14 protein-coding genes and 1 pseudogene are annotated in these 16,652 nt (G+C 45.9%); 9 read left to right on the top strand and 6 right to left on the bottom strand.

The window, feature by feature from the left end; genetic code table 11:
• Window positions 1–2: 2 nt before the first annotated feature.
• On the bottom strand, window positions 3–3,764 hold the full coding sequence (gene tamB / locus CAG60_RS08735) for an autotransporter assembly complex protein TamB (protein ID WP_161438755.1): 3,762 nt from the start codon (window positions 3,762–3,764) through the stop codon (window positions 3–5).
• The gene (tamA, locus tag CAG60_RS08730; protein WP_161438754.1) at window positions 3,761–5,479 is read right to left on the bottom strand and encodes an autotransporter assembly complex protein TamA; all 1,719 of its coding nucleotides are present in this window, start codon (window positions 5,477–5,479) and stop codon (window positions 3,761–3,763) included. Before tamA ends, tamB begins: the two co-directional genes overlap by 4 nt.
• A gap of 295 nt (window positions 5,480–5,774) precedes the next feature.
• Between tamA and msrA the strand changes: the two genes are divergently transcribed.
• The 9 genes from msrA (at window position 5,775) to CAG60_RS08685 (ending at window position 12,539) form a co-directional block, all read left to right on the top strand.
• Complete coding sequence (gene msrA, locus CAG60_RS08725) at window positions 5,775–6,398, top strand: peptide-methionine (S)-S-oxide reductase MsrA (protein ID WP_161438753.1); 624 nt, start codon at window positions 5,775–5,777, stop codon at window positions 6,396–6,398.
• Window positions 6,399–6,493: 95 nt separating this feature from the next.
• Window positions 6,494–7,171 carry a hypothetical protein gene (locus CAG60_RS08720; protein WP_154170043.1) on the top strand — a complete coding sequence of 226 codons (678 nt, stop codon included), beginning with the start codon at window positions 6,494–6,496 and terminating at the stop codon, window positions 7,169–7,171.
• Entirely contained in the window at window positions 7,168–7,725 is a 558-nt protein-coding gene (locus tag CAG60_RS08715; protein ID WP_161438752.1) for a YtfJ family protein, read from the top strand. The genes CAG60_RS08720 and CAG60_RS08715 overlap by 4 nt, the downstream gene beginning before the upstream one ends.
• Window positions 7,726–7,791: 66 nt before the next feature.
• A complete protein-coding gene (locus CAG60_RS08710) occupies window positions 7,792–8,085 on the top strand; it encodes a DUF2607 family protein (RefSeq protein WP_233268182.1) in 294 nt (97 codons plus the stop codon).
• Window positions 8,086–8,144: 59 nt separating this feature from the next.
• Window positions 8,145–8,768 (top strand): zinc uptake protein ZrgA, encoded by a 624-nt coding sequence (zrgA, locus tag CAG60_RS08705; RefSeq protein ID WP_161438751.1) that lies wholly within the window; start codon window positions 8,145–8,147, stop codon window positions 8,766–8,768.
• An 80-nt stretch (window positions 8,769–8,848) separates the two neighbouring features.
• Complete coding sequence (locus tag CAG60_RS08700) at window positions 8,849–9,565, top strand: ABC transporter ATP-binding protein (RefSeq protein WP_158144650.1); 717 nt, start codon at window positions 8,849–8,851, stop codon at window positions 9,563–9,565.
• Window positions 9,562–10,821, top strand: coding sequence for an ABC transporter permease (locus CAG60_RS08695; RefSeq protein ID WP_161438750.1), 1,260 nt, complete (start codon window positions 9,562–9,564; stop codon window positions 10,819–10,821). Before CAG60_RS08700 ends, CAG60_RS08695 begins: the two co-directional genes overlap by 4 nt.
• 13 nt (window positions 10,822–10,834) lie before the next feature.
• Window positions 10,835–11,335 carry a DUF3299 domain-containing protein gene (locus CAG60_RS08690; protein WP_158144649.1) on the top strand — a complete coding sequence of 167 codons (501 nt, stop codon included), beginning with the start codon at window positions 10,835–10,837 and terminating at the stop codon, window positions 11,333–11,335.
• Between the two features lie 307 nt (window positions 11,336–11,642).
• Complete coding sequence (locus tag CAG60_RS08685; protein WP_154170030.1) at window positions 11,643–12,539, top strand: TIGR03899 family protein; 897 nt, start codon at window positions 11,643–11,645, stop codon at window positions 12,537–12,539.
• Window positions 12,540–12,608: 69 nt separating this feature from the next.
• Here the strand turns inward: CAG60_RS08685 and cysC are convergent, their stop codons facing one another.
• The 4 genes and pseudogenes from cysC to cobA all read right to left on the bottom strand — a co-directional run bounded on the left by cysC (window position 12,609) and on the right by cobA (window position 16,536).
• Window positions 12,609–13,226 (bottom strand): adenylyl-sulfate kinase, encoded by a 618-nt coding sequence (gene cysC, locus CAG60_RS08680; RefSeq protein WP_161438749.1) that lies wholly within the window; start codon window positions 13,224–13,226, stop codon window positions 12,609–12,611.
• 2 nt (window positions 13,227–13,228) lie between these two features.
• Window positions 13,229–14,659 (bottom strand): sulfate adenylyltransferase subunit CysN, encoded by a 1,431-nt coding sequence (cysN, locus tag CAG60_RS08675; protein ID WP_161438748.1) that lies wholly within the window; start codon window positions 14,657–14,659, stop codon window positions 13,229–13,231.
• 17 nt (window positions 14,660–14,676) lie between these two features.
• Window positions 14,677–15,588 (bottom strand): annotated as a pseudogene (gene cysD / locus CAG60_RS08670) (sulfate adenylyltransferase subunit CysD); the annotation flags it as partial.
• 66 nt (window positions 15,589–15,654) lie between these two features.
• Window positions 15,655–16,536 (bottom strand): uroporphyrinogen-III C-methyltransferase, encoded by an 882-nt coding sequence (cobA, locus tag CAG60_RS08665; protein WP_161425536.1) that lies wholly within the window; start codon window positions 16,534–16,536, stop codon window positions 15,655–15,657.
• Between the last annotated feature and the right edge of the window lie 116 nt (window positions 16,537–16,652).

Genomic DNA, 16,652 nt, shown 5'->3' with positions numbered 1-16,652 from the left:
CCTTAGTTAAATTCGAAGCGATAGAGCAAATCAAACGTATTGCTCTCTTTTGAATTAACAACCTCTAAGTAGAGATCCCTCATCAAACGATAGCGAATAGTAAATTGCTCTAGTGCATTAAAGACACCTACTGCATATTTTACTTGTAATCCAGGTAAAATATAGCCACTCACGGTAACCTGTGCATCCTCCCCCGAACCTGCTGTATCCAATTGCAGATCTTGTACGCCAAACTCCTCGCCAATTCGACCCACCACTTTACCGCTTTGCGCTAGGCTTAGCCCAATTAGGGTCATGGTCATCGCACTACCGCCAGCTTCACCATCAATATCTTGTCCACGTAATAAATAAGATAAAGCATTGGCTTGTGGTTTCGCTGGCTCAGAGAAAATGGTGATCATCGGCTCATCAGCGGGTCCTGTTACTTGAATACCGGCAATCACACCATCTTGGGTATTATTGGGATTACGAATCGCTTTAATCGACACAAAAGGCTGATCGATTGGACCGTTCATTAAAATTTTACCTTCTTGGATCTGTAAATCCTGACCAAATGAGCGATACTGACCCTGCAAAATATTTATCTCACCGATCACCAATGGCCCACGATCACGCTGAGTAAAATTCAATCGGCCTCGTAGCCCGCCTTCTAAGCCAAAAGCACTCAGACGAACATCGTCACCAATTACGATCTCAACATCCGTTTCAATGCGCAGTGGTAAACGGCTTTGCTCACTTAAAGGCTGTAAATCTTTACTCAGTATGACTTGATCTTTAGACACTTCGATGGCGCTCGGAGGTAGCTCTTCGACCGTAATCCGTCCCCAAGGAAGATGGATAGAACCGGTGACTTGTGCCACATCCGGTTGCATGGTTAAGGTTAAATCAGGGATCACCTTCATTTTTACAATCGGTGGCATATCCACCAACAGAGAATCGGCAAACACTCGACTGTTAACTCGCCACTCAGCCATGTTGTGCCAATCAGCGTCACCAGTGACATTCAGTAAGCCCTCGGGCGTACCAATTTGTGCATGCAGCGCCGCTTGGTAACCAGAAAAGTCTAGCGTAACTTGGCCCGAATCCATATCAACCGGAGAGATATCACCTTTGAGCTGTAGCCCCGTCAACTCAATATTACCCAGCACTTGAGGATGAAGCATGGCCCCTTGCAAACTTAAATCAGCCGTTATCGTCGCATCCGCTTGACTAAACTCACCGACTAATGGCTGTAGAAAATCAAGATGAAAGGGGGTCAGTTTTAGTCCGGCCTGCCACTGTTTTTCTTCTGCAGTGACATCGGGGATCTGTACATGACCTGAAAACTGACCATTATTTGTCACTTGCAGCGACCACTCCGCTTGTAAGGAATTATTGGCTAATTCAGCATTAAACTGCATCACATCCCATCCAAAAATAATCGGTTGTGACAAATTTTGCTCGACTTCGCCGGCTGGTAAGGTAACGGAAAGTTTTACTTGTGGTGCCGCCTGTGCTGACCACTGAGCCGACAATTGACCAGAAAATCCTCCCTTTATCTGGGTTTCCGGAGGCAGTAATCCTTGAATTTGACTAAACTGGAAATCCTTTAATGCCACTTGAACCGCGCCGCTATCCCCCAAACTGGCACTTTCTTCAAGACACAGTGATGCGTCCGCTTGTAACCAGCAGTGAGGAGCAACCTTCACTCGTGACTGCTCAAGATCAACACTGATCTCGGTGGCATGATTTAACTGCCATGGCCCTTGCATGGATTCGATGTTCATGCGCTCAAGCTGACCATCCCAACGCCAATTGGTCGACTCAGTAAGCCGTCCTGTGATTGCCAGTTGGCTAGAAACTATCGGCGAATTAACCTCTAGTGTTAAATGGTGCTGCTCTTGCTGACCACTCAAGGATAACAAAAGTGACTCAATGGTCTGATCTTGATAATGAATATCAGCAACAGAGAGGTGTAAATCCGCTTGAGGTAAAGGCAGCGGCGTTAACTGGCCGACTAACGATAATTCACGAATCGTTGCCTCGTTTAACCAAGCCAGCTGATCTGCGCGCAAATCCAGCTGAATATCTGGCTCTGTCAGTTGCCCACGTAACGTTACGTGACCTGCTACTTGCCCCGATAGATCCGGCACTGTTTTCGCTAAATCCTTTAACGATAAAGCAATATCCATTTGCCACTGTTGGTCTAATTGCCCTTTGGCGGTCAATCGATTTGGTCCGTGCGCGAACGTTAACCCAGAGGTAGAGATGCGATACTCCCCTTGACCTTGCGGATCGGCGGCGTTGAGTTGCCCTTTAATATCCAACGGATAGCCACGAAAATCACCATTAATAGCCAGTAATGGCAAGGCAATCTCAAAACCACCTTGCTCAGTCAATTTCCCAGAAGTGATTAACTGGCCGCTGATCATCCCTGGTGCTTCAGGCCATTGCAAACCGGGATTAATCTGCTTAACGTTGAGCTTGGCTTGCCAATCAATGTTTGGTTGCCAGTTGGCTTGCAGTTCGCCCTCAATCTCACCATTTAGGGTCTTCAAAAGCAGTGAATGCAAGGCTATCTGGGTCAATGAACCCTGTCCTTGAACTGCCAAGCTCATCTCAGGGAGATCCAGTCCTGCTAGTGTTGCTTCGATGTCTAGCTGATAATCATTGAGCTTCCCCTTTGCGTTAAGCAAAGGGGCTTGCACAACATAATCGCCTTCACCGACCAGCGGCCACTGTGCTTTTAGCTGCTGCACCTTGATATCAAAAGGCATATCGGGTTGTAGCGGTTTTAATTTCGCCTGCAACTGGGCCTGTGCCAGTCCGGCAAGTTGCGCCTCCAAAGCGAGATCGGCCATACTGCCTGAGGCCTTTAATTGTAAAGTTTGTCCCTTCGCTTCTGGTAACTTCAGCAATGACTGAAAAGTGAGATTCAGAGGATAATCACCTCGCAAAGTCGCCCGCCCCGTTAGAGAGGCGTCCAGCTCTGGCATATCAAGGGTTATGTTTTTTACGTCAATTTGAGACTGAAAGGCTTGAGCTTGCAGCACCAAGTGATTAATGGCGATCGGTGATGCTTGCTCGAGGAGAAAATCGCGCAATTCAAAGCGACTCAGCTCGATTCGTAATGGAATAATAACCTCAGGTAAGCTTATCGGCAGCGCATCGGATGAAGAAGCGCTCGTCGCAGCCGACGGCTCCGTCTGTTCTTCAGCCAACGCAATGCGTACGCCTCGCCATAACGTGCGATCAATCGTTAATCGATCGCCTTGTAGTGAGCCACTGGTCGTAAAGTGCTGCCAGTCAATCTGATTACCAAGCAGATTAAGCTGAATATTATTCAAGGTTAATCTGCCCAATTTGATTGGCACGGGTGTAGAAATCGCGGTCACTGGCGCTGATGCCGTCTCTGCCGATTGATGTGTTGAATCGGCAATAGATTCCAAATTAAACTGCAATCCCGAGACAATCACCTCATTAATACAGATCATCGGTTCGAGTAAGCAGTTCGCATTTACCGCGAGCGTTAACTGCTCAAGCTGCAGATCAATAGCGGATGATGGCTCTTGATATTCAATACCATAAAGAGTGAAACGGGGGAAAATAGCCCCTTGGGTCGATTGAACCGAGAAATCGGGTAACGCTTTTTGAGCACCCCAGACTAAGACATTTAAGCCACTGTTGGTAAAAAATAACCCAGCAAACAACAGCAACAAAAGCGTGACAATGCCAGCCAAGCTTGCGGATAACCAACCGGTCCATTTCATCGCTCGCTTAATCATAATTCAGGCCCTAACGTAAAATGCAGTTTGAATCGATCGCCGGGTTCAGAATCTAATCCCCATGCAAAATCAAGTCGCAGCGGCCCCACGGGTGAAAGCCAACGCAAACCAAATCCGGTCCCCGTTTTCCAATCAGGGGTGTCATTAAAGGCGTCACCATAATCGACAAACAGCGCAGCCCACCAATTACCACCAATTCGATATTGATATTCTAATGAGCTGGTGGCCATGTATTTAGCCCCCGTTAACGAGCCACTGGCATCCCGCGGCGAAATAGATTGATAACTATAACCACGTAGGTTGTTGTCTCCACCTGCAAAAAAACGCAGCGAAGGGGGGAGCTTATCGAACTCGTCGGCAAAGTTGGCACTACCGTCAATTCTGAATAGACCACGATGACGCTCACCTAAGCTTCTGACCCAAGAGCTACCAGCTTGGACTCGAGTGGCTCGCGTTTCCGAAATCACTGAGGGATCGGCGTATTCTAAGGTGATGGTTTGCTTATCGCCCCAAGTTAATAACGAGCGATTCAGCCGTGTACGAGTACGGGTATAAGTAATGCCTGGCATTAAAAATTGCGCCCCATCATCTTGTAAACCCTGCTCATAACTTTCAATCAGATAGCGCAAAAACACCGTTCGATGCCAGCCACTATCAAGCAACCAATGACGCTCTAGCACGAGATTAGATTCTAGACTTTCAGTATCTCGATTATCGACATGCTTCATCCCATATTGAATACGGTAATACTCATGAAGCACATTTTCGAGAGGAATTTTATACCCGGCGGTAATACTCTGTTCAGGACCCGATATCGATAGACTGCTATCAAAACTGTGGCCATACTCATTTAACCACGGCTTCTTCCATTTTAATGAGCCTCTTACGCCAACATCGGTTGAATAACCAATACCCGTTTCTAGTTGATTACGCGCTTTTGGCGCTAAAGCAACCACCATAGGTAATTCACGCTGATCAGGATTTAACTGTTCCAAATCGGGTTTGACGAATACCGATGAAAACCAATCCGTATTGGCTAGGTTAAGGTTAAATTGACCAACTTGTGAGACTAAATAAGGATCGCCTTGTTTAAACGGTTGCAGTGAACGAACACGAACCTCTTCAATTTGACTCCCAGAGATCGACGTGGCGCCAAAATGATAACGAATGCCACTGTCAAAGTGTAAACGAACAAATGCTTGATGCCGATCGGGAACCACTTCCAAACGACTTAACTGAAAATCGCCATCGAAATACCCCTTTTGGAGCGCTAAGTTACGCAAGGAGGATTTAAGGCTATCGTATTGGCTATGATTCAGTGTCTCACCAACCTTTAAGCCACTACGTTCAATCACGCGAGCAAAATCCGCATCTTGCTGCGCTTCTCCCTCAATCACGATCTCAACCACCGCCAAACGTACCACTTCTCCGGGAGAAACATGCACCGTCATCGCTCGATCCAGTTCCGTGACTTCAAAAACAAACGTCGGGTGATAATAACCTAGCGCATTTAATGCAGCGGTTATCCTTTGTTCTAGGCGCGACTGAAAACGTAACTGGGTCGAGTAATCGCTGGTCGATATTGAGGACAGATAGGCATCGACGTTATCTTTTAGATCGCCGCTTAATCCTCGAATGGTTAAATCGACTTTCGCCAACACAGTGCAGGAGAAGAATAACGTCGCGAATAGTACATAGAATGGGAGTGATCTCATGTTAAATAGTGGTTAAGCGCCTTACCGCAATTCAGGTTAATAGACTTTAAATCATACCGACTATAGGATAAGAAGTCTGTAGGATAATCGCTCACGCGCCAATAGATTACACGCAGATGTGGCGATAAAGCGATCTCGGCACGTAAGACGAACAACGAACGTCATCACATCATCAATGCTGATATTCCAGAACAATACTCTGGATCAATCGCATCCGATGTTGAATAAAAATTGTACCAGTGAGACACAGAATTTCACTCAACGTTCCATTGACTATGACTAATAAGGAATTGCTATGCTCAACAAATCTTCGCTTATTTCAGCGGATCAAGCCTTACCAGGCCGTGCTACTCCCATCGAGTTTGAAGACAAACATTTTATCCATCATACCCCCCTAAGCAGCAAACCTAGCGCGGGACAAGAGCAATTACTGATTGGAATGGGCTGTTTTTGGGGAGCGGAACGTTTATTTTGGCATTTAGACGGTGTCGTTTCTACTTCTGTCGGCTATGCTGGCGGCTTTACTCCAAACCCAACCTATCAAGAAGTTTGTACGGGTAAAACTGGCCATGCGGAAGTCGTCCGAGTGATCTACGATCCTAAGGTGTTACCCTTGAGAACACTGTTGCAAGCCTTCTGGGAAAATCACGATCCAACCCAAGGTATGCGCCAAGGCAATGATTTAGGAACTCAATATCGTTCTGTGATCTACACTTACACCGATGAACAGCAAACGCTAGCAGAGCAAAGCCGCGCAGAATATCAAGCTTTGCTAAGCGAACACCATAAAGCGGAGATCACCACCGAAATTACTCCTGCTGGCGCTTATTATTTTGCGGAAAGTTCTCACCAGCAATACCTCGCTAAAAACCCGCAAGGATATTGTGGCCTTGGTGGCACAGGGGTGTGCTTTTTGTGAGTAATAATCGAGCTCACTAATATAACGCTCGCTTCAGCAATATCAACGAAGCGAGCTGATTAATGGCTCATTAAATGATGAAAGAGCATTCTGTTATGATCAATTATTTAAGAACGAGCGTTATTTTTACTCTTTGCTATAGCCTCCCAATTTGCGCTATTGAGCTCAATCTGGGTCTACAATTAACCACCAACAACATTGATGTGCGCGACGAGTCCGATCAAAACATTGCACAAATGAATAATAAGCTCGCTCTTTCTCCAACGGTCTCTCTCTTATCAAAAGGCTATTATCTTTCAGAGCAAAGCTCGTTGGGCGTACAATTTCAACTGGATGGCAATCTCGTCAAAGTTAATCGACAAACGCTTCATCAAAACAATCAGCTAACCAATCTTGATACCAAAATATCTGGCTATGCGCTGTATGCGATGCCATTATTTTTTTACCATTTTAATCGCCACCAGCCAGAGAAATGGCAAGTAAAAACGGGGATTGGTATTGGGCTAGGTTATCTTAATCTGAGTGGTAATTATCAAATTACTCAGCCCCTACATCCCGAGTTTGGCGAGACAAAAAACATCAAACTTAGTGAGTTTGGTCAGGCGGTCGGGGTTTATTTAGAGATCAAAAAAGGCAAACATGCGTTCTTGCTCTATAATTTTAGTCCCTACGTCAATAACAGTAATTACCAATTTCAAGAACACAATGCGGTCCTTGCATACCGATACACCATCAACTTAAACCACTTATTTACTAAAACGGACTTACCATGATAAAAAAAATACTACTCACTCTATTGATCACCACTCATAGTCTCGTTGCGTCAGCACACAATCTAGTACTCGGTCAGCCACTGCCAGCCGTCGACGTCGCAAAATATGGCGAAGTGATATTGGAGGGTAAAGACACTCAGTTTGTACCATGGAGTAGCACTCAACTCCCAGGTAAGGTTCGAGTGATTCAAGCTATTGCTGGTCGAAGCGCCGCCAAGGAAATGAACGCCCCTCTCATGGCCGCAATCACCGCAGCAGAGTTTCCTCGTGATGCATACCAAACTACAACGATCATTAATCAAAATGATGCGGTATGGGGAACGGGCTCGTTTGTAAAATCATCGGCTCAAAGCAGCAAAACCGATTTCCCTTGGTCGTCGATTGTCCTTGACCAAGCGGGTATCGTGGCACAAAGTTGGCAGTTACAAAACCGCTCATCAGCGATCATCGTGCTCGATAAACAGGGTATCGTGCAATTTGTCCAAGAAGGGGCTTTAAATGACGATGCTATTCAAAACCTACTGTCGCTCATTCAACAACAGCTAGAAAAATAACCTTAAGGCTTGCCAGACAAGAAGATTGTTATACTATAACAATCTTCTTGTTGTATTGGGTATAAGATGATGGTCAAACCACAGCCTTTACGTCTATCGACCAACACTGTCAGTATACTGGCCGTATTGTTGGTGCTGTGGCTCAATATCGCCGTGATAAATCATCAATTAGACATTCATCCAACTCAACATACCGATCATCATTGCCAACTGTTTTCCGTAATGAAACATGGCCTTGAGCATGCCACTCTGATCATCCCTATCTGGCCAGCACAGGGTTTTATACCAGCCATCGTTAGCCCATTTTGTTTGGTACTCGACTACATTACTTATGTAGCACGTTCACCACCAAAACGTTGAACCGTTCAATACATTAACCAACACAATATTTACTATCCCTATGTTATGGAATCAACACTATGCTAACTAAACCTTTGCTTGCCTTAAGTATTTCTGCCGTATTATCAACCGCCGCGTTTGCCCATCAAGAATTTCGTCAACACGATGCTCATGTTCATGGACAAGTTGAGCTTAACATCGCTCAAGATGGCACGGATTTGCTGATTGAAATCACTGCTCCGGGCGCAGATGTGGTGGGTTTTGAGCACGCACCACACAACGAAACCCAAGTTCAAGCACTTAATCGCGCATTAGATATCTTAGGACAAGCAGAATCACTGTTTACCTTAAGCTCGGCAGCGAAATGTCAATTGGAAGAAACCCATGTTAGCCACACCCTAAGTGGCGACAAAGATAACCATGATCATAGCGATCATGCTCATCATGATCACGGACATGATGAGCATGACCATGACCATGACCATGACCATGACCATCATAAGCATCACGATCACAAGCATCAACACGGTGAATTTACTGCGCAATATCACTATCAATGTGAAAATGTTGGCGCGCTCACTCAGATCAACACGGAATGGTTCGCCTTGTTCCCAAGCACGGAAAAAATGCTGGTCAATTTACTCACCGAGCGTACACAAACTGCCGTTGAGCTGACCAAGCAACAAACTCGTCTGTCACTGTAAATGCATCAACCGATATAAGCGTTCACGCCCCAATCGGGTAAGCCTGGCTTACCCGATTTTCCATCAAATAAGGATAAGTGATGAACAGCCAACCGCTGCCAAGCGCCACTCCCGTAATTGACCTTATCGATGTACAATTTCAGTGGCCAAATAATCCTCAACCGACCCTCCATATTGATGCTTTGAGCGTGCTTGCCAAGCAACATCTGTTTGTAAAGGGGCCAAGTGGTTGTGGTAAATCGACCTTACTAAGCTTACTGACCGGAATTAATACCGCCACTCAAGGCCATGTCCACTTACTCGGTCATGACTTAGCTAAACTCAAATCTCGCCAACGAGATAAATTTCGCGCTGACAATATTGGTTATATTTTCCAACAATTTAACTTATTACCTTACTTGTCAGTGATTGATAACGTCATTCTACCCTGTCAATTTTCAGCTCATCGCCGCGCGAACGTCTCTGGAGATATTCGCGAGCGAGCCAAACAGTTACTCGCTCAGCTGAAGCTCAGTGACACACTGCTTAATAAGCCGGTGACGGAATTAAGTATCGGTCAACAACAACGCGTCGCCGCGGCAAGGGCATTGATTGGCGATCCGCCACTACTGATTGCCGATGAGCCCACCTCCGCACTCGATTACGATAACCGCAGTGCCTTTATCGAACTGTTATTAGATGAAGCCAATCGTGTCGGCACAACCCTGGTTTTTGTTAGCCACGATCCAACTTTAGAGAAACTGTTTGAACGAAGTGTGTACTTACCTACTATTAATCAAGCACGAGGTGTTGCATGAGCGTAGTCACCAAGTTAGCGTGGAAAAGCTTACTGAATCGTAAAAGCACCGCTGTATTAACTATTCTTACTGTGGCGATTTCCGTCATTCTATTAATGGGGGTTGAGCGCATACGCACTCAAGCTAAGAGCAGCTTTGCCAATACCATTTCAGGTACCGATCTGATTGTCGGAGGCCGTTCAGGACAAGTGAATCTTCTGCTTTATTCGGTATTTCGGATTGGCAATGCGACCAATAATATTGATTGGAAAAGCTATCAAGAATTTAGCCAGCATCGCGCCGTAAAATGGGCTATCCCGATTTCACTGGGCGATTCGCACCGTGGTTTTCGTGTCATGGGCACCAACCATAACTACTTTGAACACTTTCGCTATGGAAGTAAGCAACCACTTACTTTTTCTCAAGGCAGAGAGTTTTCCGGCTTATTTGAGACTGTACTCGGTGCCGACGTCGCCAAACAACTCGGTTATCACTTAGGCAGTGAGATCATTATCGCTCATGGCATCAGCGATGTCGGCTTCAGTCGGCACGATAATCTGCCTTTTACTGTCGTCGGTATTTTAGCGCCAACCGGCACGCCGGTAGATAAAACCGTCCACGTCTCTCTTGAAGCCATTGAAGCTATCCATGTTGGCTGGGAGTCTGGGGCTAATTTAGGCAATACCCCGAGCAAAGAAGAGTTAAAGCAGCGCGAATTTGAACCGCAGCAAATCACGGCGATGCTACTCGGTTTGCATTCAAAAATTCAGACCTTTGCGCTACAAAGACAAATTAACCAATACCGAGCGGAACCATTAAGTGCCATTCTACCCGGTGTAGCACTGCATGAACTGTGGGGAATGATGTCCGTTGCAGAGCAAGCGTTAATGACGGTGTCGGTTTTTGTCGTTATTGCCGGGTTACTCGGCATGCTAAGTAGCTTACTGACTAGCCTGCAAGAACGTCGTCGTGAAATGTCGATTTTACGTGCGATGGGGGCACAACCAAAACACATTTTTGCCTTACTGATCAGCGAAGCGAGTGTTTTAACCTTATTAGGCATTGTCACCGGTTTAATCGGCTTATATCTTGTTCTTGCTGTCGCTTCCCCTATCGTCGCGAGTCAATATGGTATTCAACTGCAACTCCAAGCCCTGACTCATTATGAGTGGCAACTGCTGGGCTATGTGCAAGTGGCTGGCACCATGATAGGCTTTATTCCTGCACTGCGTGCTTACCGTCAATCACTCAGTGATGGTATGACGATACGACTCTAGGAGAAACAATAAGATGTATAAATGGTTACTGAGCTTATTGGTGCCACTACTTACGGCGATAAGCTTTAACGTCTACGCCAATGGTGAACCGCTGCAATTAGACTGGATTGATCTCATTCCAGAAAATGAGCGCAACCAATTTAACGCGATGGGCATGCCAATGATCGATCACAACCTCGATCTACCCGCCCAACAAATCAAAGTGGGCAGTGTACGCAGTGAGCTCAATGGCAGTCAGGTAAAAATCCCAGGGTTTGTCATTCCTCTTGAGGGAGACGAAAACTCCATCACCGAGTTTTTACTGGTTCCCTATTTTGGGGCCTGTATTCATGTCCCACCACCGCCACCGAATCAGATCATTTACGTCAAGTACCCTCAAGGGGCTCCGATTCAACAGTTATGGGATGTGGTGTATGTGATAGGAACATTGAAAACCGAAGTGGTTAGTGCTGAGCTGGCGGAAACCGCCTATCTGATTGAAGGAACCGCGATCGAAGATTACGATGACATGTAACCATTTGTTAAATAATTGCTAACTCAAAGACCACCTTACTCGTTACATCATGTATTTGGCTAAATAACTTAATAACCCCAAATAGATCAAAAACAGTAAAGTGGTCGATAGATGCTTAAACCAGCGATTTTCTTTATCGTACTTCATTGCGTCAGTGTGCCCTCACAGTTGTTGATAACAATTTTAACAAGTTATTATCATTTATGATAGCGCAAATTTGTGCGCTATCACCAAGAGTTTCACTGGTTACCTTAGCCAATCCACGGTACATTTTAGAGTATGATTCAATGGTAAAATTTGGTAACCCATGGCTGAGCTGAAATCCTCGGTTGTGATTGAGCATCCAACCACAACCCATTCCAATACAGAGAAAAAATCCAGTTATCTAAAAGATAGCGCGAGTCGTATCTCATCGATTGCTCAGCAACATGGGTTAGATGCCTTATTACTGGATGAGAAGCCGCAAAAAACGCCGTTAGATAGAGCGTTAAAACGTGAGCGAGAGAGAAAAGAGCAGCGACAAAAAAATCTGGAGCAAATCGTACGTCTTGCACATCTCTCGTGTCATAACGAAACGGCGGGAGACCCTGACCAAGACTGGCTATACCGTTTCTTCGATATGGCGCAAGATATTCATAACTCATCAATGCAGCGTCTGTGGGCGCAAGTTCTGAAACGTGAAGTGACCAACCCAGGGTTTACTTCAATGAAAGCACTGAGTATTTTGCAAAACATGACTCCCAAAGAAGCGCAAATTTTACAACGTGCCGCCGGTTTGAGTTGCAGTTTCGGCAGCGATCCGAGTTTAAAATTACTGTTTGGTCTTAAAGTACAAAACAGTATTTTTAGTTTAGGCAAACGCAATATCACCTCAACATTAAATATTGGTAGTCACCAATTACCTTACTCCAGCTTACTGGTATTAATCGAACTTGGCTTACTGCATGCCACAGAATTAGAATCGGGTGCAATTGAATTTGATCCGCCGCTAACGCTAAGCTACCAAGGTAAACAGCTCACATTAAACGTCACTGCCAAAGGGGTGCACTTGCTGTACTATCGCTTCACTCCTACCGGCAATGAACTCTGCCGACTATTAGGCAATAAACCCAATAGTGGTTACTATGATCAACTGATCGCTCTATTAGGACAAAAATTTATTGTCCATAGTGACGCCAGCAGTACCATTCATCACACGGTATAAATCGCACACATAAAAAAGCCACTCATCGGGATGAATGGCTTTCACGATCAAAGGGTGAGTGGTATCGCTTTAACGAATAATCCCTCGTTGCTGTAACGCCACAATGCAGCGCTCAACCAATGCCTCGACCGGCTCTTCACCAGCGGGCAAATCAATCTCTGCCTCCAGCGGCGCTTCATACACCGAATCAATCCCAGTAAACTGAGTCAGTTCACCCGCTCGTGCTTTCTTATACAACCCTTTTGGATCACGCTGCTCACACACCGCTAAGTGAGTATTCACAAACACTTCCAAAAATTCACCTTCAGGCATTAATGCTCGAACTCGTTGCCTTTCAGCACGATGCGGCGAGATAAAAGCCGTTAACACAATCAATCCTGCATCGGCCATTAACTTGGCAAGCTCACCGATGCGGCGAATGTTCTCCCGGCGATCTTGCTCTGAAAAACCTAAATCTGCGCACAATCCGTGACGCACATTATCGCCATCCAATAAATAGGTATGGTAACCAAGCTCAGCAAGGCGTTGTTCTAGAGCTCCCGCAATGGTTGACTTTCCAGCTCCAGATAGCCCAGTGAACCACAATACCGCTGGACGCTGTTGTTTCAATCGTGCTCGATGGGCTTTATCAACATGATGCTCATGCCAAACGATCGTCGGTTCAGTGACATTATCGATAGTGTGCATTATTACCCCTTGAACTGGCTGAGATCTTTCGCGTCCCAATGAGGGAAATGTTTTCGGACCAACGCATTAAATTCTAACTCAAAAGCCGACAATCCCGTTGCGGTTGGTAAATCTACGGCTTGCAGCGACTCGCGAATCAAACCCGCTCCGACCGTGACGTTAGTCAAACGATCAATAATAATAAAACCGCCAGTATCCGCACAATCTTGATAGTTATCCACCGCCAGTTGATGGGTAAAGCGCCATTGACAACGGGCAATACCATTCAGTGGTAGCTGTTCAGTATTGAAGGTGCTTAGCTGATTAATATCGTATTGATGCTCAATGTTGGTCACTCGACCCAGAGTTTTCTTACCTGCGATTTTAATGTCGTATTCACGATCAAGTTGTAGTGGCTGCTCTGTCATCCATACCACATCCGCGACGAGTTGCGAGGTTAACGAAACATCAGCATCGGCCAACACTAACAGATCACCACGACTGATATCGATCTCATCTTGTAACGTCAAGGTGACCGCTTGTCCAGCATTGGCATGGCTTAAGTCTCCGTCAAAAGTAACAATCCGCGTAATCGCAGAGGTTTTTCCAGACGGTAACACTTTGACCTTATCACCAACATGAATTGTGCCCGCGGCAACCGTACCAGCAAAACCACGAAAATCTAAATGGGGACGATTGACATACTGAACGGGAAAACGAAAATCTGCGTTGAGACTCGGTGGCTTAATCTGCACGTTTTCTAGTCGCTCGAGCAGTGATTCACCTTGATACCAAGACATAAATTGGCTTTTCTCGACGACATTGTCACCTTCTAGCGCAGAGATAGGAATCAACTGAATAGCAATATCTTGGGCAAGATGCTTTGAAAAATCAGCGTATTGCTGAGCAATTTCTTCAAATCGCGCTTGGGAATAATCCACTAAATCCATCTTATTGATCGCGACGATAAAGTGTTTGATCCCCAATAAATGGGCAATAAACGAATGTCGGCGGGTTTGATCTAATACCCCTTTACGAGCATCAATCAAGATAATCGCTAAGTCGCAGGTCGACGCCCCGGTAGCCATATTACGCGTATACTGTTCATGCCCTGGGGTATCGGCAATGATAAATTTGCGTTTTTGAGTGGAAAAATAGCGATAAGCAACGTCGATAGTGATTCCTTGCTCACGCTCGGCTTGTAAACCATCGACCAATAGCGCAAGATCGGGCCGCTCTCCGGTGGTTCCCACGCGCTGACTGTCCGAATGAACCGCGGCGAGCTGATCTTCATAGATCTGCTTAGAATCATGCAACAGACGACCAATTAACGTACTTTTTCCATCATCAACCGAGCCGCAGGTTAGAAAGCGTAATAATGATTTATGTTGATGTTGGCTGAGGTATCCTTCAATACCCAGCTCAGCAAGTTGAGCATGCACTGCACTGTTCATTTTCTTTCCTCAAATCCTTAGAAGTAACCCTGGCGTTTTTTCAGTTCCATCGATCCAGACTGATCGTGATCGATCGCCCGCCCCTGTCGCTCACTGGACGTTGCCACCAACATCTCTTCAATAATCCCGGTCAACGTATCGGCTTCAGATTCTACGGCTCCGGTTAGGGGATAGCAGCCGAGGGTTCTGAACCGAACTCGCTTGTATTGAACCTCTTCACCCGGTTGCAATGGCATCCGCTGATCATCGACCATAATTAACATGCCATTTCGCTCAACGACCGGGCGGACATCAGCAAGATACAGCGGCACAATATCGATGTTTTCTAGATAGATGTATTGCCAAATATCCAATTCCGTCCAATTCGATAAAGGGAATACGCGAATACTTTCCCCTTTATTAATTTGCCCGTTATAGGTTTTCCATAGCTCTGGACGTTGGTTTTTCGGATCCCACGTATGGTTTTGATCACGAAACGAATAGACCCGCTCTTTGGCTCGAGATTTTTCTTCATCACGACGCGCACCACCAAAAGCGGCATCAAACCCATAGTGATTGAGAGCTTGTTTCAACCCTTGGGTTTTCATGATATCGGTGTGTTTTGAGGAACCATGCACAAAGGGATTAATCCCCATCGCCAATCCTTCTGGGTTTTTATGTACCAAAAGTTCAAAGCCATACTTTTCAGCTGCCGCATCACGAAACTCGATCATCTCGCGAAATTTCCAATCCGTATCCACATGCAGTAAAGGAAAAGGAATTTTTCCCGGATAAAACGCTTTGCGAGCCAAATGCAACATCACGGAGGAGTCTTTACCTATCGAGTACATCATCACTGGGTTCGCAAATTCTGCCGCCACCTCGCGAAGAATATGAATACTCTCCGCCTCAAGCTGCTGTAAATGGGTTAAACGTTGTGGATCCATTCTGTCGGTTTCCTTTTCGCTGCCTCGTCATTGTCTCGAACAAGAAAATGGCAAGAGTAAAATAATCAATTAGGCATAATGGTAGTGAGTGGGACGCTCAGTTTGCTCGCCAAACCAAGCCAATTTATCGGCTAACGCGACCACCTCACCAATCACAATTAAGGCCGGTGATTGCGCTTGAGTCGCTAATTGGGGTAAATCTTGCAAAACGCCTCGAAAGACTTTTTGGGCTTGTTGAGTACCGCGCTCGATGATCGCAATCGGCGTCGAGGCTTGACGTCCATGTAGGAGGAGTTGTTGCGTGATCATCGTAGCATTCATCAATCCCATATAGATGACTAAGGTTTGATGACCGCGTGCTAAGGTCGGCCACTCCATCTCATCAATGGTGTCATTTTTTAAGTGTCCGGTAATAAATAAAGCCGATTGTGCATAATCACGGTGGGTTAATGGAATACCAGCGTACGCGGTCGCTCCTGCTGCTGCAGTAATGCCAGGGATCACTTGAAATGCGATGCCAGCATCCGCCAACACTTCCAACTCTTCACCACCACGACCAAACATAAAAGGATCACCGCCTTTGATCCTCACCACGCGATGACCCAATTGGGCAAAATCGACCAGCAGTTGATTGGTTTTTTCTTGTGGAACACTATGATGACCTGCCCGTTTCCCCACACAAACTAAAATGGTTGTGCTGGGGATCAGCGCCATAATGTCTTCTGAGACCAAATAGTCATAGAGCACAACATCCGCTTGTTGTAGATAGTTGAGTGCTTTGACTGTCAGCAATTCAGGATCGCCAGGACCGGCACCAACCAACGCCACTTCGCCGGCGCGCAACTGACTACGAGACAGGCGAGTATAAGGGCTCGATGTTGCCCCTCCATCCAATGCCACCAGCGTTGCCTGTTTGACCTTTGTGGTCTTAACGTGTTGAAAACCCGCCATCGTTGTCATCCTTAACTCAAATTGATGACGTCATTATGAGCGGTGGATGTTATTACTCGAAATTCTAAAATTTCATTTTTTATACTAAAAGCTGATAAGCAGTCACTCACCTGACT

Origin of the sequence: Vibrio sp. V33_P6A3T137 (assembly GCF_009904835.1) — a bacterium.
GTDB lineage: Bacteria > Pseudomonadota > Gammaproteobacteria > Enterobacterales > Vibrionaceae > Vibrio > Vibrio metschnikovii.
This window is presented reverse-complemented; position numbering and strand designations above follow the sequence as displayed.

Coding starts and splice junctions, on each gene's coding strand:
- tamB (WP_161438755.1), bottom strand. CDS start 3,764: ATGATTAAGCGAGCGATGAAATGGACCGGTTGGTTATCCGCAAGCTTG.
- tamA (WP_161438754.1), bottom strand. CDS start 5,479: ATGAGATCACTCCCATTCTATGTACTATTCGCGACGTTATTCTTCTCC.
- msrA (WP_161438753.1), top strand. CDS start 5,775: ATGCTCAACAAATCTTCGCTTATTTCAGCGGATCAAGCCTTACCAGGC.
- CAG60_RS08720 (WP_154170043.1), top strand. CDS start 6,494: ATGATCAATTATTTAAGAACGAGCGTTATTTTTACTCTTTGCTATAGC.
- CAG60_RS08715 (WP_161438752.1), top strand. CDS start 7,168: ATGATAAAAAAAATACTACTCACTCTATTGATCACCACTCATAGTCTC.
- CAG60_RS08710 (WP_233268182.1), top strand. CDS start 7,792: ATGATGGTCAAACCACAGCCTTTACGTCTATCGACCAACACTGTCAGT.
- zrgA (WP_161438751.1), top strand. CDS start 8,145: ATGCTAACTAAACCTTTGCTTGCCTTAAGTATTTCTGCCGTATTATCA.
- CAG60_RS08700 (WP_158144650.1), top strand. CDS start 8,849: ATGAACAGCCAACCGCTGCCAAGCGCCACTCCCGTAATTGACCTTATC.
- CAG60_RS08695 (WP_161438750.1), top strand. CDS start 9,562: ATGAGCGTAGTCACCAAGTTAGCGTGGAAAAGCTTACTGAATCGTAAA.
- CAG60_RS08690 (WP_158144649.1), top strand. CDS start 10,835: ATGTATAAATGGTTACTGAGCTTATTGGTGCCACTACTTACGGCGATA.
- CAG60_RS08685 (WP_154170030.1), top strand. CDS start 11,643: ATGGCTGAGCTGAAATCCTCGGTTGTGATTGAGCATCCAACCACAACC.
- cysC (WP_161438749.1), bottom strand. CDS start 13,226: ATGCACACTATCGATAATGTCACTGAACCGACGATCGTTTGGCATGAG.
- cysN (WP_161438748.1), bottom strand. CDS start 14,659: ATGAACAGTGCAGTGCATGCTCAACTTGCTGAGCTGGGTATTGAAGGA.
- cobA (WP_161425536.1), bottom strand. CDS start 16,536: ATGGCGGGTTTTCAACACGTTAAGACCACAAAGGTCAAACAGGCAACG.